This is a genomic window from Pseudomonas sp. DL (genome assembly GCF_047199225.1).
Taxonomy (GTDB): Bacteria; Pseudomonadota; Gammaproteobacteria; order Pseudomonadales; family Pseudomonadaceae; genus Pseudomonas; species Pseudomonas aeruginosa.
In genome coordinates this window covers 3,220,369-3,245,416 of record NZ_CP178323.1, presented here as the reverse complement: position 1 = coordinate 3,245,416, position 25,048 = coordinate 3,220,369, and the positions used below count along the sequence as shown (strand labels likewise).

The window sequence follows — 25,048 nt, the reverse complement described above, 5'->3', positions numbered from 1 at the left end:
ATGCGCCGCCCCTTCCTTTTCCCAGCACTAAAGCCGGGCCCGGTCGCTGGACCGTGCCCGGCCAGGTAAGCCGCATGCCCAGACATTCGTACCGATCCGGCAGGACATCGGCGCTTCTGCTCGTCCTGCTGGCGAGCATCGCCCAGGCGCGGGCAAGCGTGGTGGTGACCGGGACCCGGGTGATCTATCCCGGCGAGGCACGGGAGAAGACCGTGCAACTGAGCAATCGCGATGCGTTTCCCAACGTCGTCCAGGCCTGGGTCGACATCGACGCCCCGGACGCGCCGCCGGACCAGGCGGACGCGCCGTTCCTGGTCAACCCGGCGGTATTCCGCATGGCCCCGGACAGCGGCCAGACGCTGCGCATCGTCTACACCGGGCAGGGCCTGCCGGGCGATCGCGAATCGCTGTTCCATCTCAACGTCCTGCAGATCCCGCCACGCAACAGCAGCCATGCGGATCGGAACCAGATGCTGCTGATGCTGCGCAATCGCCTGAAGCTGTTCTACCGCCCGGCGGGTATCCAGGGCCGTCCCGAGGACCTGCCCGGGCAACTGCGTTTCGCACTGGTCCGGCGCAGCGCCGGCTGGGCGGTGCGGGTGGACAACCCGAGCGGCTACTACGCCTCGTTCGCCAGCGCCACGCTCAGCGTCGGCCAGCGCCGCTGGCGCTTGCGCAGCGGCATGCTGGAGCCGCGCAGCCATGCCGAATGGCAGGCCGAAACCCGAGAAGCCCTGCCGCCGGGACGCGTGCGCCTGCACGCGCTGCTGATCAACGACTACGGCGCCCATATGGATATCCGTCATGACCTATCGCCATGAACGCCGCTGCCGCACCGGCACGGCCCTGATGGCGGGCGGCATGGCGCTGGCGGCGAGCGCCTTCGGTCATGCCCAGCCCGGCTACGAATTCGATGATCGCCTGTTGCTCGGCTCTTCCCTGGGCGGCGGCGACCTGTCGCGCTTCAACCAGGACGGTCGGATCGATCCGGGTCGCTATCACGTCGATGTCTACCTCAACGAGCGCTTCGCCAGCCGCAGCGAAGTGAGTTTCCGCGCCAACCCCGCCAGCGGCGCGGTGGAGCCCTGCCTCGACGAAGACTTCCTGCGCCAGCGCCTCGGCGCCAAGCCTGGTGACGATCCGCGCAAGAGCGGCGACGGGCGCCACTGCGCCTTTCTCGATGCACGCCTGCCCGGCTCGCGGTTCAGCCTGGACGTCGCCCGCCTGCGCCTGGATCTCTCGGTGCCGCAAGCCTTGCTCGACCTCAAGCCGCGCGGCTACGTCAGCCCCGAGGAGTGGGACGCCGGCGACAGCATGGGCTTCGTCAACTACGACACCAACCTCTATCGCTCCGAATACCGCGGCGGCGAATCGGGACGATCGGACTACGCCTATGTCGGCCTGAACAGCGGCATCAACCTCGGCCTGTGGCGTTTGCGCCACCAGTCCAACTACACCTATTCCCGCTACAACGGGCAGGCCAGGCGCAAGTGGAACAGCATCCGCACCTATGCCCAGCGCGCCTTGCCGGCCTGGCGCAGCGAACTGACGGCGGGGGAGAGCTACACCGCCGGCAACCTGCTCGGCAGCATCGGCTACCGCGGCCTGAGCCTGGCCACCGACGACCGCATGCTGCCCGAGTCCCTGCGCCGCTATGCGCCGCAGGTGCGCGGCACCGCGGCCACCGCGGCGCGGGTGGTGATCAGCCAGAACGGCAGGAAGATCCGCGAGGTGAATGTCGCCCCCGGTCCGTTCGTCATCGACGATCTCTACGACAGCGCCTATGCCGGCGATCTGGATGTCCAGGTGTTCGAAGCCGATGGCAGCGTATCGAGCTTCAGCGTGCCGTTCGCCTCGGTCCCGGAGTCCATGCGTCCCGGCCTGTCGCGCTACAGCTTCACCCTGGGCCAGGCGCGCCAGTACGGCGACGGCGACGACCTGTTCGCCGACTTCACCTACCAGCGCGGCATGAGCAACGCCCTGACCGCCAACCTGGGACTGCGTGTCGCCGACGACTACCTGGCCATGCTGGGCGGCGGCGTCCTCGCCACCCGCTTCGGCGCCTTCGGCCTGAACAGCACCTATTCCAGCGCACGCGTCGAGGATGGCGCGCGCAAGCAGGGCTGGCGCATCGGGCTCGACTACAGCCGGACCTTCCAGCCCACCGGCACTACCCTGACCCTGGCCGGCTACCGCTATTCCACCGAAGGCTATCGCGAACTCGGCGACGTGCTCGGCTCGCGCGACGCACTGCGCCACGGGGACACCTGGGATTCCGGCAGCTACAAGCAGCGCAACCAGTTCAACCTGCTGGTGAGCCAGGCCCTCGGCGGTTACGGCAACCTCTATCTTTCCGGCTCCTCCAGCGATTTCTACGACGGCAAGAGCCGCGACACCCAATTGCAGTTCGGCTACTCCAATACCTGGGGGCAGTTGAGCTACAACCTCGCCTGGTCGCGGCAGACCACCACCTACTACCAGGAGCAGGGCGACCAGGACCCTGGCGTCGAGCTGCTCCGGCGCGACCGGCGCAGCGGCCAGCGCAACGACACCCTGACCCTCAGCGTCTCCATGCCGCTGGGTTCTTCCAGTCGGGCGCCGACGCTCAGCGCCATGGCTACCCGGCGCTCCGGCGACAGCCGTGGCGGCAGCCTGCAAACCGGGCTGAACGGTACGCTGGGCGACGAGCGTACCTGGAGCTACGCGCTGTCCGCCAACCGCGACAGCGAGGTCGCCGACACCACCTGGAACGGCACGTTGCAGAAGCAGGCGGCGCTGGCCACCGTGAATGCCGGCTATGCCCAGGGCGATCGCTACCGGCAATACAGTGGCGGCATCCGTGGCGCGCTGGTCGCCCACCGCGACGGGCTGACCCTTGGCCCCAGCGTCGGCGATACCTTCGCCCTGGTCGAGGCCAAGGGCGCCAGCGGTGCCGCGATACGCGGCGGGCAGGGCGCGCGCATCGACGGCAACGGCTATGCGCTGGCCCCCTCGCTGTCGCCCTATCGCTACAACCCGATCTCCCTCGATCCCGTTGGCATCGATCCCGACGCCGAACTGCTGGAAACCGAGCGCAAGGTCGCGCCCTACGCCGGTGCCAGCGTGCGCGTGACGTTCAGGACGCTGACCGGCCATCCGCTGCTGATCCAGGCACGGCGCGAGGACGGCAGTGTGCTGCCGCTCGGCGCCGTGGTGGTCGACGACGGCGGGGCGGCCATCGGCATGGTCGGGCAGGGCGGCCAGGTCTATGCGCGCGCGGAAAACCAGCGGGGCAGGTTGCTGGTGCAATGGGGAACGGCGCGCAAGGAGCGTTGCGAGTTGCCCTACGACCTGGCCGGTGTGTCTCGCGACCAGGCGCTGATCCGCCTGCGCGGCACCTGCCGGGCAGCCACCACCGACTCCAACCTGGAGAACGCCAGATGAACCGCACGCTTCCCCTGCTGCCCGCGCTGGCCCTCGGCGTGTTGCTGGGGCTTCCCGCCAGTGGCCAGGCGACTTGCTACCGGGTCACCTCGGTAGGCAGCGAGACGACCACCTCGAACACCCAGATCCGCCCAGGCGAAGGTACCGCCGGCAGCTGGACCGGCGCCTGCGACACCTGCAATGGCTCGCTCGGCCTGCCCAGCGTGGTCAACGTCAGCGACGAGAGTTTCCAGCCCTATCCGACGCTCATCGCCAGCGCGGTGGCGCCGCTGACCCAGTACGGCGCCACCGGCGGCTACGACCCCGAGCGGGTGTTCTTCCGCTGTAGCGCCGGGGACGCCGTCTACGAGATGTTTTCTACCAACGGCGACGATCTCTATAGCGGCTACTACACCGGCGCCGACACGGTGGGCAACGACATCGGCCTGCAGGATGCCTACCGGACCGCCTGGCCCAACGTGCTGCTGCGCCTGACCAACGTCGAGACGGGGGAAACCATCACGCCGATCTGGAAGGAGCGCCAGCTCTCCGGGCTGGACATCGACTCGCGCGGCTTCCAGCTGGTCAAGGCGAAGAACCTCGCAGCGGTACGCGCCGAGCTGTACAGCGCGCCGCTGGAGGCGATCCGCTACTACTCGCCGACGATCCTCTCGCAGCCCTATTCCTACACCCAGCCGGCGGCCTACATCGCCATCAAGGGGCCGGGCCTGACCGCGCCGACCGTCGGCCAGGCGCACGTGGGCGGCAACTGGGGCGGCTGGTACAGCAACTGGCCGGGTGCCATCGGGCTGTACCGCTACGTGACCCTGAAACGCTATCCCACCTGCGCGGTGATGACGGTCACCCCGCACGTGCAGTTCCCGTCCATCACCCTGGCCGAGATCGATAGCGGCGGCGTGCGCGAGGCGCCCTTCGAACTCACCTTCAAGTGCCAGAGCGGCATGACCAACGGCACCGGGGCCGGCGCCACGGCGCTGGGCATCCGCGTGTCCAGCGGGGCCCTGACGGCCAGCCCGGCGCTGGGCCTGGTCAACGCCAGTGGCGGACTGTCCTACCTGCTCTCCGACCGTTACGGGGAGCCGGGCATTGCCCGTGGGGTCGGCATCCGCATCTACCGCGACGGCACGCCGATGACGCTCCTGGCCAACGAGAACTCCGCCGGCGGCAGCAACGCCGAGGCCACCGGCTGGTACCCCGCCATCGGTGGCGCGACCCAGGCCAACGGCGGTAGCGGCGGCATCGACCTGTACCGCGAAACCTTCCGCGCGCGCCTGGAGAAACTCGCGCTCGGCAGCCAGCCCGGCGTCACGGCGGGGCGAGTCGAGGCCACGGCGCAGGTGGTTATCCGTGTCCAGTAGGCGCGCGCTCGCGCTGCTGGCCATGCTTTGCCTCGCGCCGACGAGCGAGGCCGGAGTGACCGCGGAGCGCACCCGCCTGGTGTTCGTGGAGGGCCAGCGCGAGGCCTCGTTGCTGCTGGTCAACCAGAATCCCTACCCGGTGCTGGTGCAGGCGTGGGTCGATGACGGCGCCCTCGACGGCGAACCGGAAACCGCGCTGGCTCCGTTCCTGCCGCTGCCGCCCGTATTCCGCCTGGAGCCGGGACGCCAGCGCAGCCTGCGCCTGCTGGCTACCGGCCAGGCCCAGGCACGGGATCGCGAATCGCTGTACTGGCTGAACATCTACGAGATCCCCCCGCAAGCCACCGCCGAGGCCGCTGGCCGGCCCCGGCTCACGGTCACCCTGCGAACCCAGATGAAGGTGCTGTACCGCCCGCACGGCCTGCATCCGCACGCCGAGGACGCGGCCGCCGAACTGGGCTTCGCGCTGCGCGACGAGACCCTGCGGGTGGACAACCCGACGCCGTACTTCGTGTCCCTGGCGGGGCTGGCGCTGGAGATAGGGGAGACGCGCCTGGATCTGCCCGGAACGCTGCTGGCTCCGCGCTCGCAACGACGCCTCGGCTTGCCGCGGCGGGTGGACGGCGGGACGCGCGGCGAGGTGGCGTTCGACTGGATCGACGACAACGGCGTCAGCCGCCAGGAAAGGAAAGCTCTACAGTGAACAGTTCCCCACAGGCTCGCCAGCACGAGCACCCACCGGCCGTTGCCGACTCCCTGGCCGGCGACCTGCGCCTCGCCCGGCGTTTCCAGGCCGCCCTGGCGCGCGGTCGGGTGCGCCTGGACTGGCAGGCCGTACGGCATGCCGGGCATCCGGAATGGGAGCCGCTCTACCGGGAAACCCTGCTCAGGGTCACGGCCGCCAGCGGCGAGCCGCCGTTGCCGACCCAGGAACTGATCCTGGCGCTGGAGCGGCTCGGCCTGATACGCCTGCTCGATCGCTGCGTGCTGGGCACGGTCCTCGACCGGCTGAACGCCGAGCCTACCTTGCGCCTGGCCTGCAACCTGTCGCGCCAGAGCGCGGCGATGGATGCCTGGTGGGAAGCGGTCTGCCGATGGCTGGCCGCCCGTCCGCAGGTGGCACGGAGGCTGACGCTGGAGCTGACCGAGACCGCCGTGGGCGAGAGAGTCGCGACCCGGGAGTTCATCCGACGCCTGCGCGAACATGGCGTGCGCATCGCGATAGACGACTTCGGCGCGGCGCACAACAACCTGGACTTCGTTCTCGATGCCCGTCCCGATGTGATCAAGATCGATTGCCGGTATACCCGCGAAGCACGTCGCTCGGCGAAGGGCGCCGAAGTGCTGCGCCATCTGCTGGCCCTGTGCCGCGAACTGGCGCCCTGCGTGGTCCTGGAAGGTCTCGAGGAGGACGATGCGTTCGCCCGGCTGCCGACCGGGGACGTCTATCTCCAGGGCAACGCGATCGCGCCGCCGATGCGGGTCGAACCGCCGCTGTCCGTACGCCGGCCGAAGAGCCGGGCGCGGATCGAGGCGCTGGCGAGCCGCCAGGGGTGACCGGGGAGGGCGCCCGGCCTGGCACGGTCGGCGAAAAATCTGAACGGTCGGCCGGCGGCGCCGTCACAGCAGCGACGATGCCGAGGTGCGTTGTGCCCAAGTCCCGGCATTTTTTCCCTGTCACGCCAACGGAGTCGACCATGAACAGAGCAATCAGCCTTCCCCTCAAGGGAGCCGCCTGGCTCCTGCTGGTCCTGGCCCTGCCTTTCGCCAACGCCCAGGACATGAACAAGACCGCGCCACAGACCTTCGTCAGCGAGGCCTCGGCGGCCGGCGTAGCGGAAATCGAAGCCGGCAAGATGGCGCTGGAAAAGAGCACCGCCGCCGATGTGAAGGTATTCGCCAAGCAGATGATCGACGACCACGGCAAGGTCAACGCCGAACTGCGCAGCCTGGCCGAGCGCAAGAAACTGGAGGTCGAAGACGACGCCAGCCTGACCGACAAGGCCAAGGCGACCCTGCTCGACCTGCGCGACGCCTCCTTCGACCCGGCCTACGCCAATAACCAGGTGGCGGCTCACGAAAAAGCCGTGGAACTGTTCACCCAGGCCGCGGACAACCTGACCGACCCGGAACTGCAGGCATTCGCCAAGACCCATCTGCCGGCCCTGAAGCATCACCTGGAGATGGCCCGCGCGCTGGCCAAGGCGCACCCATCCAAGTAACGCCCCCGCGGGCGGAGCCTGGCCAGGCATGAGTTTCAGCCTGTGGTTGCTGGTACTGGGCTGCATCCTGCTGACGCTCGGCCTGGCCTCGGCCTACCTGCGCCTGCTGCCGGTCAGCACCTCGTTCATCTACCTGCTGTTCGGCCTGGCCATCGGCCCGGCCGGGCTGCACGCCTGGCGCAGCGGCCTGGCGGACATCAGCGGCTGGTTCGAACACCTCAGCGAGGCGGCTCTGCTGATCTCGCTGTTCATCGGCGGCCTCAAGCTGCGCCTGCCGCTGCGCTCGCCGGCCTGGACCGCCGCCTGGCTGCTGGCCGGACCGGTCCTGCTCGGCTGTATCCTCGGCCTTACCCTGGGCGCGCATTTCCTGTTCGGCCTGGACTGGGGGCTGGCCTTGCTGGTCGCGGCGATCCTCGCGCCCACCGACCCGGTGCTGGCCAGCGACATCCAGGTCAACCACGCCGGCGACGACGATCGCCTGCGCTACGCCGTATCCGGCGAGGCGGGACTCAACGACGGCATCGCCTTTCCCTTCGTCATCGCCGCCCTGCTGCTGATCGGTCAGGGCGGCGGCCTGCCTGGCGAGTTCGACCGCAGCGGCCTGGACTGGCTGCTGCGCGACGTCCTCTGGGCCATCCCCGCCGGATTGCTGGTGGGCTATTGCCTGGGCCATGGCCTCGGCCGCCTGGCCATCCACCTGCGGGCGCGGCACACCGACACCTCGGTGTCGGCCAACGACTTCCTCGCCCTGGCGCTGATCGCGCTGTCCTATGTCGGCGCCGACGCGCTGGGCGGCTGGGGCTTCCTCGCCAGCTTCGCCGCCGGGATCGGCCTGCGCCACGCCGAGGTGGCGACGCTGGGGCGCGCCTCGGCACCGGCCGAGGCGCAGGCGGCCGCCGCCGACGTGCGCGAGGCAGGGCAGGCCAGCGGCGCCATCGAGTACGGCGCCGACCGCAGCGAACACCCGAAGGTGGCGGCCGGCGCGGTGATGCTCGACGTGCTCTCCTTCGGCAACCTGCTGGAGCGCTCGCTGGAAGTGCTGCTGGTGACCCTGCTCGGCGCCATGCTCTACCAGCACTGGGACTGGCGCGCGCTGCCGCTGGCGCTGCTGCTGTTCTGCGTGTGCCGGCCGGCGATGGTCTGGCTGCTGGTCGGCCGGCGGCTGATGCACCCGGCGCAGCGGCGCCTGCTCGGCTGGTTCGGCATCCGCGGCATCGGCAGCCTGTACTACCTCAGCTACGCGCTGAACCAGGGGCTGCCTACGGCGCTCGCGCATACCGCCAGCGACCTGGTGCTGAGCCTCGTCGCCCTGAGCATCTGCGTGCACGGCCTGAGCATCCAGCCGCTGCTGATGCGCCACGCGCGCAGCGTCAGTCGCCGCGATCGGGAATGATCGAGATCTTGCCGTTCTTCTCGAGGATGGCGAAGCGGATCTGCTCCATGCGTTCCAGGCCCTGGGTCTCGCGGGCGGCCAGGAGAATGTCTTCCTCGCGCAGGCGGGCCTCGGCCAGGCGTGCGTGCAATGGCCTGCCGTACTCGACGATGAGCGTCGGGGAGCCCTCGATCAGGGTGTCGAGCTTCGGATGGCGCAGCTTGAGCAGGGACAGACCGACGTCGATGACGATCAGGGTGATGATCACCAGTACCGCGTTGACCAGCGAGAAGTCGTCGCCCAGCAGCGCCTGCTGGGTGGCTTCGCCGATGATCATCAGCAGCAGCAGGTCGAAGGTGGTGATGTCGGTCAGTGAACGCCGCCCGGCGATGCGGAAGAGTACCAGCAGGACCAGGTAGAGCGCGGCGGCTCGCAGTATGGAATCCATCGTGCGCCTCCTCGGAACGGATGACTCAGGGGTAGATGAACTGGTCGAAGGCCAGGCTCTCGCCGGCGAACTCCAGTCGACTGGCGACTTCGCCGAGCTGGTTCGGCAACAACGTCAGGAACAGGCTCAGGCGACCGTCTTCGTCGAGCCTTCCCTCCAGTTCCAGGCCACCCCGCCAGCTGTGACTGCGCAGCGGTTGCGGTTGCAGGCTCTGGATGCTGTGCGCCTGTAGCAGTCCGCCGCCCAGGCGCACGCCAACTTCGGTGCCCGGCGCGCCGCGCAGATCGATGCGCAGGCGGCTGGCGGCGCCGCTGCGTTCGAAACGCTCGTAGGCCAGGGTCAGCCTGCCGCTGTCGCTGACCAGCGTCCGCGAACTCAGAGGCCCGCCGGCGAACACCCCGGTCAGCGCCAGGAGGATCACCCCGAGCAGGACCCACAGGCCCGCCCGTTCGAAACGCCAGGCGCGGCGCTGGCTTTCCAGGCGCTCCGGGATCGGATACTCGCGCTGGTCGAACGCATCGTCTGCGGCGTCTTCTGGGGCAGGGCGCATGGCTGGCTCCTTCGCTCGCGGTCTCTCAGGCTGGACCCCGGTCGACGTGGTTGGTGCCGGCGGGCTTACCAGCGGTCCGCGCGGGTCGGGCAATCTGCACGATGAACAGGCTCCTTCCGGGCACTCTGCTGATCGCACTTTGCGATCAGTCCGCGCCCAATCGCCGTGGTCACGCTGCTCCGGCGCAAGCGGGGCGGACGGCGCGAACCTTGCAGCGAAGCCTTCCTGACAATCCGACAGGGAGAACCATGGTGAACGGAGAAAACAAGATCGTCCTGGTCCTCGAAGAACACGCCGACCAGCTCTGGCGGATCGAGGAATTCCTCCTCGATCGAGGCTACGCGGTGCTCAGCGCGGCGAGTCGCGACGAAGCCCTCGACCACCTGGCCTCGGACGCGGTGATCGACCTGTTCCTGCTCAGCGAGCAGCTCGAAGGTCCTCTGAGCGGCAGCATGCTCATCGAAACCAGCCTGCCGGTGCGCCCGCGGATGCGGGTGATCCTGCTCAGCGACAGCGCTCGCGTCGGCATCGACCCGGCGGCACCCTATCCGGTGCTGCTCAAACCGGTGACCCTGGAGGAACTGGGGAAAACCATCGACATGGTCCTGCACAGCGCGCCGGTCTGCCCCGGCGTCTGACCACCGAGGAGCCCACCATGCCCAGCAGCAAGCCGCTCGCCGAGTACGCCCGCAAGCGCGATTTCCGCCAGACCCCGGAGCCCAGCGGCCGCAAGCCTCGCAAGGACAGCACCGGGCTGCTCCGCTATTGCGTCCAGAAGCACGACGCCAGCCGCCTGCACTACGACTTCCGCCTGGAGCTGGATGGCACCCTGAAGAGCTGGGCGGTGCCCAAGGGGCCGTGCCTCGACCCGGCGGTGAAGCGGCTCGCGGTGCAGGTTGAGGACCATCCGCTGGACTATGCCGATTTCGAAGGCAGCATCCCCCAGGGGCACTACGGCGCCGGCGATGTCATCGTCTGGGACCGAGGCGCCTGGACGCCTCTGGACGATCCGCGCGAGGGTCTGGAAAAGGGCCATCTCAGCTTCGCCCTGGATGGCGAGAAACTCTCCGGGCGTTGGCACCTGATCCGCACCAACCTGCGCGGCAAGCAGCCCCAGTGGTTCCTGGTCAAGGCCAAGGACGGCGAGGCGCGCAGCCTGGATCGCTTCGACGTGCTGAAGGAGCGTCCCGACAGCGTGCTCAGCGAGCGTACGCTGCTGCCCCGCCATGGCGAAGCCGCCACGCCCGCGGCCAGGCCGGCACGACGCGGCAAGAGCGGGGGGAAGACGCCGATGCCCGAATGGATCGCCCCCGAGCTGGCCAGCCTGGTCGAGCAGCCTCCGCGAGGGGAGTGGGCCTACGAACTCAAGCTGGACGGCTATCGGCTGATGAGCCGCATCGAAGATGGCCACGTGCGCCTGCTGACCCGCAACGGCCATGACTGGACCGAACGCCTGCCGCACCTGGAGAAGGCCTTGGCCGGGCTCGGTCTGCAGCGCAGTTGGCTGGACGGCGAACTGGTCGTCCTCGACGAGGAGGGTCGACCGGACTTCCAGGCCCTGCAGAACGCCTTCGAGGAAGGTCGCGGCGAGAACATCCTGTACGTCCTCTTCGACCTGCCGTACCACGAAGGCGAGGATCTGCGCGATGTCGCCCTGGAGGAGCGCCGCGCGCGCCTGGAGGCGCTGCTGGAAGGGCGAGACGAAGACCCGCTGCGGTTCTCCGCGACGCTCGCGGAAGACCCCCGCGACCTGCTGGCCAGCGCCTGCAAGCTCGGTCTCGAAGGCGTGATCGGCAAGCGTCTGGGCAGCGCCTACCGTTCGCGCCGCAGCAACGACTGGATCAAGCTGAAGTGCCAGTTGCGCCAGGAGTTCGTGATCGTCGGCTATACCGAGCCGAAGGGCTCTCGCCGGCATATCGGCGCCTTGCTGCTCGGCCTCTACAGCCCTGACGAGGAGCGCCGGCTGCGCTATGCCGGCAAGGTCGGCAGCGGCTTCACCGCGGCCAGCCTGAAGAAGGTCCGTGAGCGCCTGGAACCCCTCGCGGTCCGCTCCAGCCCATTGGCGAAGGTGCCGCCGGCGCGCGAGACCGGGTCGGTGCAGTGGGTGCGCCCGCAACAGCTGTGCGAGGTTTCCTATGCGCAGATGACCCGTGGCGGGATCATCCGCCAGGCAGTGTTCCACGGCTTGCGCGAAGACAAGCCGGCGCGCGAGGTGACCGGCGAGCGTCCCGCCGGCCCGCCGCCGCTGCGCGGCGCGCGCAAGGCCGGCGCCGGTGCGTCGCGGGCGGCCACCGCCGGCGTGCGCATCAGCCATCCGCAGCGGCTGATCGACCCGTCGATCCAGGCCAGCAAGCTGGAACTCGCCGAGTTCCATGCGCGCTACGCCGACCTGCTCCTGCGCGACCTGCGCGAGCGCCCGGTGTCGCTGGTGCGCGGCCCCGACGGAATCGGCGGCGAACTGTTCTTCCAGAAGCACGCGGCGCGCCTGAAGATCCCCGGCATCGTCCAGCTCGACCCGGCGCTCGATCCCGGTCATCCGCCGCTGTTGCAGATCCGCAGCGCCGAGGCGCTGGTCGGCGCGGTGCAGATGGGCAGCATCGAATTCCATACCTGGAACGCCAGCCTGGCCAACCTGGAGCGGCCCGACCGTTTCGTCCTCGACCTCGACCCGGACCCGGCGCTGCCGTGGAAGCGCATGCTCGAAGCGACCCAGCTGAGCCTGACGTTGCTCGACGAGCTGGGCCTGCGCGCCTTCCTCAAGACCAGCGGCGGCAAGGGCATGCACCTGCTGGTGCCGCTGGAGCGCCGGCATGGCTGGGACGAGGTCAAGGATTTCGCCCAGGCCATCTCCCAGCACTTGGCGCGCCTGATGCCGGAGCGTTTCTCGGCGGTTTCCGGGCCGCGCAACCGGGTCGGCAAGATCTTCGTCGACTACCTGCGCAACAGCCGCGGCGCCAGCACCGTGGCTGCCTACTCGGTGCGCGCCCGCGAAGGGTTGCCGGTGTCGGTACCGGTGTTCCGCGAGGAACTCGACTCGCTGCAGGGCGCCAACCAATGGAACCTGCGCAGTCTGCCGCAGCGCCTCGACGAACTCGCCGGCGACGATCCCTGGGCCGACTACGCCGGCACCCGCCAGCGCATCAGCGCGGCCATGCGGCGCCAGCTCGGGCGCGGCTGACCGTCCGCGAAAAAGGCGGAACTCCCCCGGCGCACAGGGCCTCCACCGTGCAACGAGATGCCGAGGAGGCCCCCGATGGATACCGCCTACCTGATCCTCGCGCTGCTGGTCCTGTTGCTCCTGGTGGATGCCTGGGCCATCAACAGCGTGCTCCGCAGCGACAGCTCCGCCAGTCGCAAACTCGGCTGGTCGCTGCTGATCCTGCTCCTGCCCGTGCTCGGCCTGGTCCTCTGGGGCTGGACCGGCCCCCGTGGCTTGCGCCCGGTGACCTCGCCGGAACACAGCAAGTGAACCCCACTGGAGATTGCCCATGAACAGCGAAACCTGTGCCTGTCCCAAATGCACCTGCCAGCCCGGCGCCGATGCCGTCGAACGCGACGGCCAGCACTATTGCTGCGCGGCCTGCGCCGGCGGCCACCCCCAGGGCGAGCCGTGTCGCGACGCCGATTGCCCCTGTGGCGGCACTACCCGGCCCCAGGTGGCGGAGGATCGCCAGCTGGACGACGCGTTGAAGGAGACCTTTCCCGCCAGCGACCCGATCTCGCCCTGAGGAGCGTGCCATGCCCGACCTGCAACTCGCGGACGAGGCCTCTCGTCTGGTGACCTACCTGCGTAGCGCCGACCTCAGCCTGATCACTGCGGAATCCTGTACTGCCGGGCAGATCAGCGCCGAACTGTCGGCGGTGGCCGGCAGCGGCAAGGTGATGGAAGGCGGCTTCGTCGTCTATTCGCCGGCGGCCAAGCTTGCCCTGCTGGGGCTCGACCCGAACTGGCTGGAGCGTTTCAACCTGACCAGCGTGGAGGTCGCCGAGGCCATGGCCAGGGCGGCCCTGCAACGCAGTCCGGCGAGCGCCGCGCTGGCGGTCACGGGGTTGCTCGGCAGTGAAGCGAAGGACGGCATCCCGCCCGGTACCGTGTGCTTCGCCTGGGCCTTCCGGTTGCCCGCCGGCCTCGCCCTGTTCTCGCGCCGCGAGCGCTTCCACGGCGACCCCGCGCGGATGCGCCGGGAAGCCACCCGCTGGGCGCTGCGGCGCCTGCCCGAATTCCATCAACGCGCCTTGCGCGGCGAACGCGCCTGAGGCGTCCGACAGAGAGGAAACCACCATGAGCGAACAGCGACAGACACTGCCGGCGCAGCACCAGGACCAACGTCCCGGCCACGAAAGCGAGATGCAGCCGAAGCCGGAGTTCGTTTCCGCCGATTACCGTCCGGCGGCCAAGCTGGAAGGTAAGGTGGCCCTGGTCACCGGCGGCGACAGTGGTATCGGCCGCGCGGTGGCGGTGGCTTTCGCCCGCGAGAAGGCGGATGTGGTGCTGGTCTACCTGGATGAGAACGAAGACGCGGCGAAGACCCGCGAGATCATCGAGTCGCTCGGCCGCCAGTGCCTGGCGTTCGCCGGCGACGTCGCCGACGCCGGCTTCTGCCGCCAGGTGGTGGACACGCTAAGGCAGAAATGGGGGCGCCTCGACGTGCTGGTCAATAACGCCGGCGAGCAGCATCCGCAGGCGCGCCTGGAGGACATCAGCGAAGAGCAGTGGGAGAAGACCTTCCGCACCAACATCTTCGGCATGTTCCAGTTGACCAAGGCGGCCCTGCCGCTGATGGGCAAGGGCGGGGCGATCATCAACACCACCTCGATCACCGCCTACAAGGGCAACCCCCAGCTGATCGACTATTCCTCGACCAAGGGCGCGATCACCTCGTTCACCCGGTCGCTGTCGATGAACCTGGTCAACCGCGGCATCCGCGTCAACGCCGTGGCCCCGGGCCCGATCTGGACGCCGCTGATCCCGTCCACCTTCAGCGCCGAGAAGGTCGCCCACTTCGGCGCGGATACGCCGATGGGCCGGCCCGGCCAGCCGGAAGAGCTGGCCGCCAGCTACGTCTACCTGGCCTGTAACGACTCGTCCTACGTCAGCGGCCAGGTGCTGCACGTCAACGGCGGTACGGTAGTCAACGGCTGAGGCGCCCCGGCGGCCGCGTTCACTCGCGTGCCGCCGCCGGCAGCAGGGGGTAGACCCGCACCGCGCTCAGACGCTGCGGGAACAGCAGGGGATAGCAGAGTTGCAGGCGAACGTGCGCCTCGCTGGTGCTGAGGGTTGGCGCGAAAGTGGTGAGCACGGTCTGGCCGGGTTGTCCGGCGTCTGAGAAATGAACCATGAAAGCCTGCATCGGAGCGCTCCTGCCGGGATACGGGAAAGGTCACTGCTCAGTGAAGCTGCGCTCCAGCTCTCGCGCCAGTCCGCACACCGACCGTTGGCAACGGCATTCCTCCCGACTGACGCCGGCGCCCGGCGGTTCCGTCGTGCGGACAGGCGGGCCGCCGGCGAAAAAGAATGAACCATCGCGGCCGCCGCGACTCCGCTTCTAGGTAGCCGGAACGGCCGGCCGCGACGCAGACAAGGAGCATGCCGATGAAACGCGACTGGGGGTTGATCAGGGATCTGCTGGAGCATCTGGAAAGCCTTGGCTTCGGCCAGCACTGGGAAGCACGCGAGCTACCCGGTCATTGCCGCGAGGCGGTGGCCTACCACTTGCAGTTGCTCAACCAGGCGCAACTGCTCTGCGGCAGCGTCCAGCATTCCTGGACCGGCCAGGAGCAATGGGTGGTCCACCACCTGACCCTGGCCGGCCACGACCTGCTCGACCGCCTGCGCCAGGAAAGCGCGGCGGCCGCCGTGCCGGTACGCAAGAGCGCCTGAGAAAACCCCGCAAGCACCGGCCTGCAGCGGCGGGCCGGAAGGAAGCCCGGCGATGCCCGACAGCCAAGACCAGACCCCAAGTGCGGTCCAGACCCTGAAAGCCAGCATCCTCGCCAAACTGCGCTACAGCGTCGGCCGCGACCCATCCACCGCCTGCCCGCACGACTGGTTCGAAGCGGTGGCCCTGGCGGTGCGCGACCACATCATCGACCACTGGGAGGAGGCCACCCCGCAAGGTGAAGCGCCCGCGCGCAAGCGGGTCTACTACCTGTCCCTGGAGTTCCTCATCGGTCGCCTGTTGCTGGACAACCTCGGCAACCTCGGGCTGCTCGAGGAAACCCGCCAGGCCCTTGCCGAGCTGGGCGTCGACCTGCAGCGGATCGTTGCCCTGGAGCCGGACGCGGCGCTCGGCAACGGCGGCCTCGGACGCCTGGCGGCATGCTTCATGGAAAGCATGGCCAGCCTCGACATTCCCGCGCATGGCTATGGCATCCGCTACGAGCATGGCCTGTTCCGCCAGGTGCTGACCGACGGCTGGCAGCAGGAGCAGACCGAGACCTGGCTGGATTTCGGCAATCCCTGGGAGTTCGAACGACCCGAGGTCAGCTACTACATCGACTTCGGCGGCAGCGTGCAGGTCGACAGCGAGCACAGTGGCCGAGCCATCTGGCGGCCGGACGAGCGGATCCGGGCGATCGCCTACGACACGCCGATCGTCGGCTGGCGGCGTGCCAGCGTCAATACCCTGCGCCTGTGGCGCGCTCGCGCTGAGGAAGACCTGCAACTGGACCGTTTCAACGCCGGCGACCATATCGGCGCGGTGGTCGACGTGGTCAAGGCGGAGAGCATCTCGCGGGTGCTGTATCCGGCAGACAGCACCGAGGCCGGTCAGGAACTGCGCCTGCGCCAGGAGTACTTCTTCGTCTCAGCCTCGCTGCAGGACCTGCTCGACCGCCACCTGCGCCATCATCACGACCTGCGTAGCCTGCCGGAACAGGTGGCGATCCAGCTCAACGACACCCACCCGGCGATCGCCGTCGCCGAGCTGATGCGGCAACTGGTGGACGTGCACCAACTGGCCTGGCCGGACGCCTGGGCGCTGAGCGTGGCGACCTTGTCCTACACCAACCACACGCTGCTCCCGGAAGCCCTGGAATCCTGGCCGGTGGCGCTGATGGAGCGCCTGTTGCCGCGCCACATGCAGATCATCTACCTGATCAATGCCTTCCATATAGACGCGCTGCGTGCCCAGGACATCCACGACTTCGACCTGTTGCGTTCGGTCAGCCTGATCGAGGAGGGCCACGGCCGACGGGTGCGCATGGGCAACCTGGCGTTCCTCGGTTCGCACCAGATCAACGGGGTATCGGCATTGCACACCGAGCTGATGCGCGAAACCGTGTTCCATGACCTGCATCGCCTCTATCCGCAGCGCATCAGCAACAAGACCAACGGCGTGTCGTTCCGCCGCTGGCTGTTCCAGGCCAACCCGGGGTTGACCGAGCTGCTGGTGGAGACCCTCGGCGCCGACCTGCTGGACACCCCGGAACGGCGCCTGCCGGACCTCGAGGAGCACGTCGAGGACGCCAGGCTGCGGGCGCGCTTCGCCGAGCAGCGTCGGCAGAACAAGACCGCCCTGGCGCGCCTGGTGCTGGACAGCCTCGGCGTGGCGATCGAACCGGAAGCGCTGTTCGATGTGCATATCAAGCGTATCCACGAATACAAGCGGCAGTTGCTCAACCTGCTGCACACCGTGGCGCTGTACCAGGAGATCCGCAACGACCCGACCGCCGACCGCGTGCCGCGGGTGAAGATCTTCGCCGGCAAGGCTGCCGCCAGCTACCACCAGGCCAAGCTGATCATCAAGCTGGCCAACGACATCGCCCGCACCATCAACGACGACCCCACCGTGCGCGGCCTGCTCAAGCTGGTGTTCCTGCCCAACTACAACGTCAGCCTGGCCGAGGCGATCATTCCCGCGGCGGACCTCTCCGAGCAGATTTCCACCGCCGGGCTCGAGGCCTCCGGGACCAGCAACATGAAGTTCGCCCTCAACGGCGCGCTGACCATCGGCACCCTGGACGGCGCCAATGTCGAGATGAGCCAGCGGATCGGCCTGGAACACATGTTCATCTTCGGCCTCAGCGCCCAGCAGGTGGAGCAGCGCCGGCAGGCCGGGGAGCTGGAGATGGGCGGGGTGATCGCGGCCTCGCCGCGGCTGGAGGAAGCCCTGGAGGCGATCCGCAGCGGGCTGTTCTCGGCCGACGACCGCAGCCGCTACGAAGGGCTGGTGGACGGCCTGGTGCACGACGACCGCTTCATGCTCTGCGCCGACTTCGAGGCCTACTGGCATGCGCAGTGCCGGGTCGAGGAAGTCTGGCGCGAGCCCGATCGCTGGTGGCGCTCGGCGTTGCTCAACGTGGCGCGGATCGGCTGGTTCAGCGCCGACCGGACGATCAGCGAATACGCCCGGGATATCTGGAAGCTATGAAGGGCCTTACCAGAAGCCGGCCGGGTGACGGCGTTCGGGGCCCTCCAGGCGAAGGTCGAAGGCGCGGCGGAAGAATACCGCCAGCTCGCTGTCCAGCACCATCGGGTTGATCGACGCCAGCTCGGCCGGCAGGCTGTGCCATTCCTGGGCCCCGGCCAGGTACTGGCGATGGATGACCCGCTCGCCGGGAATCGCCAGCAGGCTGTAGTGGCTTTTCTCGCCTCCCGGCTCGCCGACTTCCAGGCGCAGGCGAGGATGGCCGTCCTCGTCGAGGTCGAGGTCCACGTTGCAGTCCAGGCCGTAGCTGCGCGCCTCTTCGCAGGAGTCGACGAAAAGCGGTTTCGCCACCTGTTCGACGAGAGAAATGAAATAGTGCTGGAATCGCACTTCGTCACTGTTTTCCATGGCGAGTTCCATTTGTTTTAAAGTTCGACGATTAATTATTGAATGGGTCTATCGGAATGTCAGGGGTTGCAATAGAAAAGAATAATTAAGTGCCTCCGCCTGGGCATTCTTCGGTATTCGCTCCATGATATTTGGGGTAGGGTTCCTGATCACTGTCTCCCGGTTCGAAATTCCATTCATGGCAATCGCGATCGGGTTCTTCGTTGCTTACCACGGGATCGCTGTAGGCCGGATGCTCGTAGGGTTTCATGGTGCTCCTCCGAGATGTGCGGGCTTTCATCTGACGCAATTCGGGGATTCCTGTCAATGCTGGCAATGGAATAAGGCAAGGATCTTTGAACCCTATGGATTGCGCTCGAAACATGCTGGCAAAGCGCTTCGCTTTCATTCGCTGAAAATAATCTGAACCACTGGCGAAACACCCTCTCAGAGTTAGGGCATGCGCAACGCATGCGTCCATGAAATCTGTTCTGAAGAGATTATTCGGAGGAAATAGAAATGGCACAGCATCAAGGTGGTAAAGGCAACTTCGCGGAAGACCCGAAACGTGCTTCGGAGGCCGGCAAGAAGGGCGGCCAGGCCAGCGGCGGCAACTTCAAGAACGATCCGCAGCGGGCCTCCGAGGCTGGCAAGAAAGGTGGCCAGCGCAGCCACGGCGGGAACTGATAACCGCGCAGTGAAGTGAATGGGGCGGAGCAGGGAGGCATCCGCCCCATTTTCATGCCCAGGATGAGGAGAGGAAACCGATGAGCGAGCAGAATAACGAGCAGCGCAGCCAGGCGGCCGGCACCGACACCGTCGACCGTGGCAACAGCAACGCCAAGCTGGAACAGCTGGAGGCCTATCGCGAGGACGCCACCGGAGAGGCCCTGAGCACCAATACCGGCACCCGCATCGCCGATAACCAGAACACCCTGAAGGCCGGCGAGCGCGGACCGTCGTTGCTCGAAGACTTCATCATGCGCGAGAAGATCACCCACTTCGACCACGAGCGCATTCCCGAGCGCGTGGTCCACGCTCGTGGCTCGGCGGCGCATGGCTACTTCGAGGCCTACGAGGACCTCAGCGACCTGACCAAGGCCGGCTTCCTCGCCGAGGCGGGCAAGCGTACCCCGGTCTTCGTGCGTTTCTCCACCGTGCAGGGGCCGCGCGGGTCCGCGGATACGGTGCGTGACGTACGCGGCTTCGCCGTGAAGTTCTATACCGACGAAGGCAACTTCGACCTGGTTGGCAACAACATGCCGGTATTCTTCATCCAGGATGCGATCAAGTTCCCCGACTTCGTCCATGCGGTGAAACCCGAGCCGCACAACGAGATTCCCACCGGAGCGTCTGCCCACGACACCTTCTGGGACTTCGTTTCGCTGACCCCGGAGTCGGCGCACATGGTCATGTGGCTGATGTCCGATCGCGCCATTCCGATCGCCTACCGCAACATGCAGGGCTTCGGCGTGCACACCTTCCGCCTGGTCAACGCGGCCGGCGAGAGCGTGCTGGTCAAGTTCCACTGGCGACCGAAGTCCGGGACCTGCTCGCTGGTCTGGGACGAGGCGCAGAAGCTCGCCGGCAAGGACCCCGACTTCAACCGGCGGACCCTCTGGGAGGACATCGAGAAGGGCGACTATCCCGAATGGGAGCTGGGCCTGCAGGTGATCCCGGAGAACCAGCAGGACAGCTTCGACTTCGACCTGCTCGACCCCACCAAGCTGGTGCCCGAGGAGTTGGTGCCGGTAAGGGTGGTGGGGCGGATGGTACTCAACCGCAACCCCGACAATTTCTTCGCCGAGACCGAACAGGTGGCGTTCCACGTCGGCCACGTGGTCCCCGGAATCGACTTCACCAACGACCCGCTGTTGCAGGGTCGGCTGTTCTCCTATACCGACACCCAACTGCTGCGCCTGAGCGGGCCGAACTTCAACGAAATCCCGATCAACCGCCCGCTGTGTCCGTTCCACAACAACCAGCGCGACGCGCCGCACCGGCAGACCATCAACCGCGGCCGGGCTTCCTATGAACCGAACTCGATCGACGGCGGCTGGCCGAAGGAAACCCCGCCGGCGGCGCGCAACGGCGGCTTCTCCACCTACCACGAGCCGGTCAGCGGCAGCAAGCTGCGCAAGCGCGCCGACTCCTTCGCCGATCATTTCAGCCAGGCCGCATTGTTCTGGCACAGCATGAGCGAGGCCGAGCAGGCGCATATCGTCGCCGCCTACAGCTTCGAACTGTCCAAGGTCGAGCGGCAATCGATCCGTGAGCGCGAAGTCAACCAGATACTCCTCAACATCGATCCGCAACTGGCCGCCAGGGTCGCGGCGAACGTCGGTGTGCAGCTCGCCGCGCCGGCCAACCCGGCACCGCAGCCGAAGCCGTCGCCGGCGCTGAGCCAGATGAACCTGCTGTCCGGCGACATCCGTTCGCGCAAGGTGGCGATCCTGATCGCCGACGGCGTCGCCGAGAGCGACGTCAGCGACCTGCGCGACGCGCTCCGCCAGGAGGGCGCGGACGCCAAGCTGATCGCGCCCAGCGCTTCGCCGGTGCAGGCTGAAAACGGCGCCGAACTGAGCCCTGAGGGAACCTGGGACGGCCTGCCGTCGGTAGCCTTCGACGCGGTCTTCGTGCCTGGCGGCGCGGCCAGCAGCCAGGCCATCGGCGCTGACGGACGCGGCCTGCACTACCTGCTGGAAGCCTACAAGCACCTGAAGCCAGTGGCCTTCGCCGGCGATGCCCAGGCGCTGGCCAGCCAGCTTTCGTTGCCTGGCGACCCCGGCGTGGTGCTCGGCGCCACGGCCACCGATGTCTTCCCCGGCCTGCGCCAGGCATTGATGCAGCACCGGATCTGGCAGCGCGAGGCGGCGACCAAGGCGATCCCCGCCTGAGGAGCGCCGCTGGCGAATCCGATCGCACCTTCCCGTCGTCTCGTTGGTCACAGCTGGAAAGGGCGGCTGGCCGAGCGATTCGGCGGGAGGACCCGGATGACCTTGCGTTGCCTGATAGGCGGTTGCGACTGGTGCCGGCAACCGGCGTTGCGACTGGGTGAGGAAACCTTCGACTGCGAGCGCTGCCTGCGTTGCGGTGCCCTGCGCTACAGCGGGATACAACGCCGATGAGCGCCTGGGAGACGTTGTGGAAGATCCTCGGCGAGGAGTTCGCCGATCTCGCCGACTTCGAGCAGACCGCCCGCGCCGCGTTGCGCCTGCTGCTGGCGGCGGCGCTCGGCGCGGTACTCGGCTACGAGCGCGAGCAGAGCGGCAAGGCCGCCGGCCTGCGCACGCACATGCTGGTAACCCTCGGCGCGGCGCTGTTCGTCATGCCGCTGCAATTGCAGGGTGGCGGGGCGGACGCGCTGAGCCGGGTGATCCAGGGCACCGTCGCCGGCATCGGCTTCCTCTGCGCCGGCACCATCCTCAAGGCAGGTCGGGAAAGCCGGGTCAGGGGCCTGACCACCGCGGCGGGACTCTGGGCCAGCACCGCCATAGGCGTCGCGGTCGGACTCGGTCACCAGGGTACCGCGGTGCTCGGGACGGTCCTGGCGCTACTGGTGCTGCATGTCCTGGCCTGCCTGAACCGTTCGCCGCCATCTTCCGATAGCCATTGAGGAGAGTTCCGTCATGTTCAAGGACTTCGACGCCTGTACCGCCTGGACCGACGCGATGCAGGAGCGCTGCCAGCCGGTCGGCCTGATCCTCTATCAGCCCAAGCGGCGTGGCGCGGCGGTACGCATGCTGTGGGTAGTGACCCCGGGTTGCAGTTGCCTGAGCGACGCCGAGACCGCCGCCGACAACCTGCTCCAGCGCATCACCGACATCGCCGCCGACGGCCGCGTGCGTTACGCGGACGGCGGCACGCTGTAACCATCAAGAGGAGGAAACCGGCATGGCGCGTGCGATCTGGAAAGGCGCGATCAGCTTCGGCCTGGTGCATATACCGGTGAGCCTGTCGGCGGCGACCTCGTCGCAGGGCATCGATTTCGACTGGCTCGACCAGCGCAGCATGGAGCCGGTCGGCTACAAGCGGGTGAACAAGGTCACCGGCAAGGAGATCGAGCGCGAGAACATCGTCAAGGGCGTGGAGTACGAAAAGGGCCGCTACGTGGTGCTGAGCGAGGAAGAAATCCGCGCGGCGCATCCCAAGTCGACCCAGACCATCGAGATCTTCGCTTTCGTCGATAGCCAGGAAATTCCCCTGCAGCACTTCGATACCCCGTACTACCTGGCCCCCGACCGGCGCGGAGGCAAGGTCTACGCGCTGCTCCGGGAGACCCTGGAGCGCACCGGCAAGGTCGCCCTGGCCAACGTCGTCCTGCACACCCGCCAGCACCTGGCGCTCCTGCGGCCTCTGCAGGACGCCCTGGTGCTGATCACCCTGCGCTGGCCGTCGCAGGTGCGCAGCCTGGATGGCCTGGAGCTGGACGAAAGCGTCACCGAGGCGAAACTCGACAAGCGCGAGCTGGAGATGGCCAAGCGCCTGGTGGAGGACATGGCCTCCCACTGGGAGCCGGACGAATACAAGGACAGCTTCAGCGACAAGATCATGAAGCTGGTCGAGGAAAAGGCCGCCAAGGGCCAGCTGCACGCGGTGGAGGAAGAGGAGGAGGTGGCCGGCAAGGGCGCCGACATCATCGATCTCACCGACCTGCTCAAGCGCAGCCTGCGTTCCCGCGCCGGCGGCGGCAAGGACAAGGGCAGCGAAAAGGCCGGGGCCGACGCGAAGGGTCGCGCCAAGTCCGGTGCCTCGCGTTCGCGGCGCAAGGCCTGAGGCGAGCCGCTGGGTAAATCAACCTGAACCAATCGGTCGCCGGCGGGCTCGGAATCAATGACCGTCCGCGCCGCCGGCCATTCGAGGCCGGCGGAAGCCTCGCGACCCATCGCCGAACCCACGTCCCGGAGGAGCGCGCCTCGATGAGTTCGATTGTCCGCAACAGCGACGATGATCCGCTGGTCATCGCCATCCAGCAGCCCCGTATCGCCATCGAGTCGGTCAGCCCTGTGGTGGAAGAGGGTGCCTATCCCGCGAAGACCGAGAGCGACCGCGACCTGCGCCTGGCCGCGCGAATCTTCGCCGATGGCCATGAGGTACTCGGTGCCGAGGTGGTCTGGCGGCGTGTCGGGGAAACCGCGGAGCGGCGCCTGCCGCTGCTGCCCGAAGGCAACGATTTCTGGAGCGCGCAGTTGCGCACGCCGCCCTGCGGCCGCCTGTACTTCCGTATCGAGGCCTGGATCGACCGTTTTGCCGGCTACCGCCGCGAATTGCGTGCCAAGCATGGCGCACGCCTGCCGCTGGACCTGGAGCTGCGCGAGGGCGACGAACTGCTGCAGCGCTGCGCCGAGCGCGGCGGTCCGGAGATCGCCGCCGCCTGTGCGCCGCTGGCCGAACGCCTGCAGGCCTGCCAGAGCGTCGAGGAGCGGGTGGCGCTGTGGCTGGCGGCGCAGACCGGCGAACTGTTGCGTCTGGTCGGCCCGCGCGAGCACCTGGTGCGCAGCCGCGAATACCCGGTGGAGGTGGAGCGACCGCTGGCGCGCTTCGCCAGTTGGTACGAGCTGTTCCCTCGCTCGGAAAGCGGCGACCCGGCACGCCACGGTACCTTCGACGACGTGATCCGGCGCCTGCCGCAGATCGCCGCGATGGGCTTCGACGTTCTCTATTTCCCGCCGATCCACCCCATCGGCCGCACCCATCGCAAGGGCCGCAACAATTCCTTGCGTGCCGAGGCCGGCGACCCCGGCAGCCCGTATGCGATCGGCAGCGAGGAGGGCGGCCACGAGGCGATCCATCCCGAACTGGGCGACCGCGAGGATTTCCGCCGGCTGCTCGTTGCGGTGCGCGAGCACGGCATGGAACTGGCGCTGGACTTCGCCATCCAGTGCTCCCCCGACCACCCCTGGCTGCGCGAGCATCCCGGCTGGTTCGCCTGGCGTCCGGACGGTAGCTTGCGCTACGCGGAGAACCCGCCGAAGAAGTACGAGGACATCGTCAACGTCGACTTCTACGCCGAACAGGCCCTGCCGAGCCTGTGGGAAGCCTTGCGCGACGTGGTGCTGGGCTGGGTCGAGCAGGGCGTGACGCTGTTTCGCGTCGACAACCCGCACACCAAGCCACTGCCGTTCTGGGAGTGGCTGATCGCCGAGGTGCGCGGCCGCCATCCGCAGGTGATCTTCCTTTCCGAGGCGTTCACCCGCCCGGCGATGATGGCGCGCCTGGGCAAGGTCGGCTTCAGCCAGAGCTACACCTATTTCACCTGGCGCAACGACAAGCAGGAACTGGCGGAGTACTTCGCCGAACTCAACCAGCCACCCTGGCGCGACTGCTACCGGCCGAACTTCTTCGTCAACACCCCGGACATCAATCCCTGGTTCCTGCAACGCTCCGGCCGCCCCGGCTTCCTCATCCGTGCCGCCCTGGCGACCATGGGGTCGGGGCTGTGGGGCATGTACTCCGGCTTCGAGCTGTGCGAGGCGGCGGCCTTGCCGGGCAAGGAGGAGTACCTCGACTCGGAGAAATACCAGTTGCGTCCGCGCGACTACCAGGCGCCGGGCAACATCGTCGCCGAGATCGCCCGGCTCAACCGCATCCGCCGGGAAAACCCGGCATTGCAGACGCACCTCGGGTTCCAGGCCTACAACGCCTGGAACGACCGCATCCTGTATTTCGGCAAGCGCACCGCGGACCTCGCCAACTTCGTCCTGGTGGCGGTCTGCCTGGACCCGCACGAAGCCCAGGAGGCGCATTTCGAACTGCCGCTGTGGGAGTTCGGCCTGCCCGACGACGCCAGCCTCCAGGGCGAGGACCTGATGAACGGGCATCGCTGGGTCTGGCACGGCAAGGTCCAGTGGATGCGCATCGAACCCTGGCACCTGCCGTTCGGCATCTGGCGCGTGCGGCGCGTCGACGCATAAGGAGA

The 25,048-nt window shown here is 67.8% G+C and carries 25 protein-coding genes and 1 pseudogene; 22 read left to right on the top strand and 4 right to left on the bottom strand.

The features are described from left to right. The first annotated feature begins 74 nt into the window (after positions 1 to 74). The 7 genes from ACI766_RS15070 (at position 75) to ACI766_RS15040 (ending at position 8,396) form a co-directional block, all read left to right on the top strand. The gene (locus ACI766_RS15070) at positions 75 to 821 is read left to right on the top strand and encodes a molecular chaperone (RefSeq protein WP_003088863.1); all 747 of its coding nucleotides are present in this window, start codon (positions 75 to 77) and stop codon (positions 819 to 821) included. Further along, a complete protein-coding gene (locus tag ACI766_RS15065; protein ID WP_003120282.1) occupies positions 805 to 3,423 on the top strand; it encodes a fimbria/pilus outer membrane usher protein in 2,619 nt (872 codons plus the stop codon). Before ACI766_RS15070 ends, ACI766_RS15065 begins: the two co-directional genes overlap by 17 nt. Next, complete coding sequence (locus tag ACI766_RS15060; RefSeq protein WP_033975908.1) at positions 3,420 to 4,781, top strand: fimbrial protein; 1,362 nt, start codon at positions 3,420 to 3,422, stop codon at positions 4,779 to 4,781. The genes ACI766_RS15065 and ACI766_RS15060 overlap by 4 nt, the downstream gene beginning before the upstream one ends. Further along, positions 4,771 to 5,484 (top strand): molecular chaperone, encoded by a 714-nt coding sequence (locus tag ACI766_RS15055; RefSeq protein WP_034010728.1) that lies wholly within the window; start codon positions 4,771 to 4,773, stop codon positions 5,482 to 5,484. Before ACI766_RS15060 ends, ACI766_RS15055 begins: the two co-directional genes overlap by 11 nt. Next, entirely contained in the window at positions 5,481 to 6,338 is an 858-nt protein-coding gene (locus tag ACI766_RS15050; protein ID WP_034010731.1) for an EAL domain-containing protein, read from the top strand. The genes ACI766_RS15055 and ACI766_RS15050 overlap by 4 nt, the downstream gene beginning before the upstream one ends. 140 nt (positions 6,339 to 6,478) lie before the next feature. Continuing rightward, positions 6,479 to 7,003: a DUF4142 domain-containing protein gene (locus ACI766_RS15045; protein ID WP_003088871.1), complete on the top strand. Its 525-nt coding sequence runs from the start codon at positions 6,479 to 6,481 to the stop codon at positions 7,001 to 7,003. A 28-nt stretch (positions 7,004 to 7,031) separates the two neighbouring features. Next, complete coding sequence (locus ACI766_RS15040; protein WP_019371818.1) at positions 7,032 to 8,396, top strand: cation:proton antiporter; 1,365 nt, start codon at positions 7,032 to 7,034, stop codon at positions 8,394 to 8,396. On the opposite strand, the gene ACI766_RS15035 is transcribed toward ACI766_RS15040, so the two are convergent. Continuing rightward, positions 8,374 to 8,823, bottom strand: coding sequence for a DUF421 domain-containing protein (locus tag ACI766_RS15035; protein WP_003102168.1), 450 nt, complete (start codon positions 8,821 to 8,823; stop codon positions 8,374 to 8,376). The two genes, ACI766_RS15040 and ACI766_RS15035, sit on opposite strands and share 23 nt — an antisense overlap. A gap of 25 nt (positions 8,824 to 8,848) precedes the next feature. After that, positions 8,849 to 9,373, bottom strand: a complete 525-nt coding sequence (locus ACI766_RS15030) for a hypothetical protein (RefSeq protein ID WP_003088874.1) — start codon at positions 9,371 to 9,373, stop codon at positions 8,849 to 8,851. Between the two features lie 248 nt (positions 9,374 to 9,621). On the opposite strand from ACI766_RS15030, the gene ACI766_RS15025 reads away from it, so the two are divergent. From ACI766_RS15025 to ACI766_RS15000, 6 genes and pseudogenes are all read left to right on the top strand, one after another. Further along, positions 9,622 to 10,011, top strand: coding sequence for a response regulator (locus tag ACI766_RS15025; RefSeq protein WP_023082932.1), 390 nt, complete (start codon positions 9,622 to 9,624; stop codon positions 10,009 to 10,011). Positions 10,012 to 10,028: 17 nt separating this feature from the next. After that, positions 10,029 to 12,551: a DNA ligase D gene (gene ligD, locus ACI766_RS15020; protein WP_009876372.1), complete on the top strand. Its 2,523-nt coding sequence runs from the start codon at positions 10,029 to 10,031 to the stop codon at positions 12,549 to 12,551. Positions 12,552 to 12,626: 75 nt separating this feature from the next. Next, positions 12,627 to 12,842 (top strand): PLDc N-terminal domain-containing protein, encoded by a 216-nt coding sequence (locus tag ACI766_RS15015; protein ID WP_003088893.1) that lies wholly within the window; start codon positions 12,627 to 12,629, stop codon positions 12,840 to 12,842. A 19-nt stretch (positions 12,843 to 12,861) separates the two neighbouring features. Next, on the top strand, positions 12,862 to 13,101 hold the full coding sequence (locus tag ACI766_RS15010; RefSeq protein WP_003120196.1) for a metallothionein: 240 nt from the start codon (positions 12,862 to 12,864) through the stop codon (positions 13,099 to 13,101). Positions 13,102 to 13,111: 10 nt separating this feature from the next. Beyond that, a pseudogene (locus ACI766_RS15005) lies at positions 13,112 to 13,659 on the top strand (CinA family protein). Further along, entirely contained in the window at positions 13,656 to 14,516 is an 861-nt protein-coding gene (locus ACI766_RS15000) for an SDR family oxidoreductase (protein ID WP_003100806.1), read from the top strand. The pseudogene ACI766_RS15005 and the gene ACI766_RS15000 overlap by 4 nt, the downstream one beginning before the upstream one ends. A 19-nt stretch (positions 14,517 to 14,535) precedes the next feature. On the opposite strand, the gene ACI766_RS14995 is transcribed toward ACI766_RS15000, so the two are convergent. Further along, complete coding sequence (locus tag ACI766_RS14995) at positions 14,536 to 14,712, bottom strand: hypothetical protein (RefSeq protein ID WP_170945041.1); 177 nt, start codon at positions 14,710 to 14,712, stop codon at positions 14,536 to 14,538. Between the two features lie 254 nt (positions 14,713 to 14,966). Here ACI766_RS14995 and ACI766_RS14990 point away from each other — a divergent pair, with 254 nt between their 5' ends. Further along, positions 14,967 to 15,254: a DUF2513 domain-containing protein gene (locus ACI766_RS14990; protein WP_003100808.1), complete on the top strand. Its 288-nt coding sequence runs from the start codon at positions 14,967 to 14,969 to the stop codon at positions 15,252 to 15,254. 52 nt (positions 15,255 to 15,306) lie between these two features. After that, the gene (locus tag ACI766_RS14985; protein ID WP_003100816.1) at positions 15,307 to 17,745 is read left to right on the top strand and encodes a glycogen/starch/alpha-glucan phosphorylase; all 2,439 of its coding nucleotides are present in this window, start codon (positions 15,307 to 15,309) and stop codon (positions 17,743 to 17,745) included. Positions 17,746 to 17,751: 6 nt separating this feature from the next. Here ACI766_RS14985 and ACI766_RS14980 read toward each other — a convergent pair whose 3' ends face one another. Next, positions 17,752 to 18,150 carry a hypothetical protein gene (locus ACI766_RS14980; protein WP_003100818.1) on the bottom strand — a complete coding sequence of 133 codons (399 nt, stop codon included), beginning with the start codon at positions 18,148 to 18,150 and terminating at the stop codon, positions 17,752 to 17,754. Between the two features lie 498 nt (positions 18,151 to 18,648). Here ACI766_RS14980 and ACI766_RS14975 point away from each other — a divergent pair, with 498 nt between their 5' ends. The 7 genes from ACI766_RS14975 (at position 18,649) to ACI766_RS14945 (ending at position 25,043) form a co-directional block, all read left to right on the top strand. After that, a complete protein-coding gene (locus tag ACI766_RS14975; RefSeq protein WP_003088912.1) occupies positions 18,649 to 18,816 on the top strand; it encodes a general stress protein in 168 nt (55 codons plus the stop codon). An 80-nt stretch (positions 18,817 to 18,896) separates the two neighbouring features. Then, a complete protein-coding gene (gene katE / locus ACI766_RS14970) occupies positions 18,897 to 21,026 on the top strand; it encodes a catalase HPII (protein ID WP_004343460.1) in 2,130 nt (709 codons plus the stop codon). A 96-nt stretch (positions 21,027 to 21,122) separates the two neighbouring features. Beyond that, entirely contained in the window at positions 21,123 to 21,257 is a 135-nt protein-coding gene (locus ACI766_RS14965) for a PSPA7_2676 family Cys-rich small protein (RefSeq protein WP_003088917.1), read from the top strand. After that, positions 21,254 to 21,745, top strand: a complete 492-nt coding sequence (locus ACI766_RS14960) for an MgtC/SapB family protein (RefSeq protein WP_003088919.1) — start codon at positions 21,254 to 21,256, stop codon at positions 21,743 to 21,745. The genes ACI766_RS14965 and ACI766_RS14960 overlap by 4 nt, the downstream gene beginning before the upstream one ends. A 13-nt stretch (positions 21,746 to 21,758) precedes the next feature. Beyond that, positions 21,759 to 22,001, top strand: a complete 243-nt coding sequence (locus tag ACI766_RS14955; RefSeq protein WP_003088922.1) for a hypothetical protein — start codon at positions 21,759 to 21,761, stop codon at positions 21,999 to 22,001. A 22-nt stretch (positions 22,002 to 22,023) separates the two neighbouring features. Next, positions 22,024 to 22,905 carry a Ku protein gene (locus tag ACI766_RS14950; protein ID WP_003100825.1) on the top strand — a complete coding sequence of 294 codons (882 nt, stop codon included), beginning with the start codon at positions 22,024 to 22,026 and terminating at the stop codon, positions 22,903 to 22,905. A gap of 143 nt (positions 22,906 to 23,048) precedes the next feature. Further along, positions 23,049 to 25,043 (top strand): alpha-1,4-glucan--maltose-1-phosphate maltosyltransferase, encoded by a 1,995-nt coding sequence (locus ACI766_RS14945; RefSeq protein ID WP_003116987.1) that lies wholly within the window; start codon positions 23,049 to 23,051, stop codon positions 25,041 to 25,043. The last annotated feature ends 5 nt before the right edge of the window (positions 25,044 to 25,048 follow it).

What these genes read in the sequence shown, in the direction of transcription:
- ACI766_RS15010 (WP_003120196.1), top strand. Translation starts at nt 12,862, where the DNA reads ATGAACAGCGAAACCTGTGCCTGTCCCAAATGCACCTGCCAGCCCGGC.
- ACI766_RS14960 (WP_003088919.1), top strand. Translation starts at nt 21,254, where the DNA reads ATGAGCGCCTGGGAGACGTTGTGGAAGATCCTCGGCGAGGAGTTCGCC.
- ACI766_RS15040 (WP_019371818.1), top strand. Translation starts at nt 7,032, where the DNA reads ATGAGTTTCAGCCTGTGGTTGCTGGTACTGGGCTGCATCCTGCTGACG.
- ACI766_RS15015 (WP_003088893.1), top strand. Translation starts at nt 12,627, where the DNA reads ATGGATACCGCCTACCTGATCCTCGCGCTGCTGGTCCTGTTGCTCCTG.
- ACI766_RS14975 (WP_003088912.1), top strand. Translation starts at nt 18,649, where the DNA reads ATGGCACAGCATCAAGGTGGTAAAGGCAACTTCGCGGAAGACCCGAAA.
- ACI766_RS14990 (WP_003100808.1), top strand. Translation starts at nt 14,967, where the DNA reads ATGAAACGCGACTGGGGGTTGATCAGGGATCTGCTGGAGCATCTGGAA.
- ACI766_RS14945 (WP_003116987.1), top strand. Translation starts at nt 23,049, where the DNA reads ATGAGTTCGATTGTCCGCAACAGCGACGATGATCCGCTGGTCATCGCC.
- ACI766_RS15045 (WP_003088871.1), top strand. Translation starts at nt 6,479, where the DNA reads ATGAACAGAGCAATCAGCCTTCCCCTCAAGGGAGCCGCCTGGCTCCTG.
- katE (WP_004343460.1), top strand. Translation starts at nt 18,897, where the DNA reads ATGAGCGAGCAGAATAACGAGCAGCGCAGCCAGGCGGCCGGCACCGAC.
- ACI766_RS15060 (WP_033975908.1), top strand. Translation starts at nt 3,420, where the DNA reads ATGAACCGCACGCTTCCCCTGCTGCCCGCGCTGGCCCTCGGCGTGTTG.
- ACI766_RS15065 (WP_003120282.1), top strand. Translation starts at nt 805, where the DNA reads ATGACCTATCGCCATGAACGCCGCTGCCGCACCGGCACGGCCCTGATG.
- ACI766_RS15035 (WP_003102168.1), bottom strand. Translation starts at nt 8,823, where the DNA reads ATGGATTCCATACTGCGAGCCGCCGCGCTCTACCTGGTCCTGCTGGTA.
- ligD (WP_009876372.1), top strand. Translation starts at nt 10,029, where the DNA reads ATGCCCAGCAGCAAGCCGCTCGCCGAGTACGCCCGCAAGCGCGATTTC.
- ACI766_RS14950 (WP_003100825.1), top strand. Translation starts at nt 22,024, where the DNA reads ATGGCGCGTGCGATCTGGAAAGGCGCGATCAGCTTCGGCCTGGTGCAT.
- ACI766_RS14995 (WP_170945041.1), bottom strand. Translation starts at nt 14,712, where the DNA reads ATGGTTCATTTCTCAGACGCCGGACAACCCGGCCAGACCGTGCTCACC.
- ACI766_RS15000 (WP_003100806.1), top strand. Translation starts at nt 13,656, where the DNA reads ATGAGCGAACAGCGACAGACACTGCCGGCGCAGCACCAGGACCAACGT.
- ACI766_RS14955 (WP_003088922.1), top strand. Translation starts at nt 21,759, where the DNA reads ATGTTCAAGGACTTCGACGCCTGTACCGCCTGGACCGACGCGATGCAG.
- ACI766_RS14980 (WP_003100818.1), bottom strand. Translation starts at nt 18,150, where the DNA reads ATGGAAAACAGTGACGAAGTGCGATTCCAGCACTATTTCATTTCTCTC.
- ACI766_RS14985 (WP_003100816.1), top strand. Translation starts at nt 15,307, where the DNA reads ATGCCCGACAGCCAAGACCAGACCCCAAGTGCGGTCCAGACCCTGAAA.
- ACI766_RS15070 (WP_003088863.1), top strand. Translation starts at nt 75, where the DNA reads ATGCCCAGACATTCGTACCGATCCGGCAGGACATCGGCGCTTCTGCTC.
- ACI766_RS14965 (WP_003088917.1), top strand. Translation starts at nt 21,123, where the DNA reads ATGACCTTGCGTTGCCTGATAGGCGGTTGCGACTGGTGCCGGCAACCG.
- ACI766_RS15030 (WP_003088874.1), bottom strand. Translation starts at nt 9,373, where the DNA reads ATGCGCCCTGCCCCAGAAGACGCCGCAGACGATGCGTTCGACCAGCGC.
- ACI766_RS15025 (WP_023082932.1), top strand. Translation starts at nt 9,622, where the DNA reads ATGGTGAACGGAGAAAACAAGATCGTCCTGGTCCTCGAAGAACACGCC.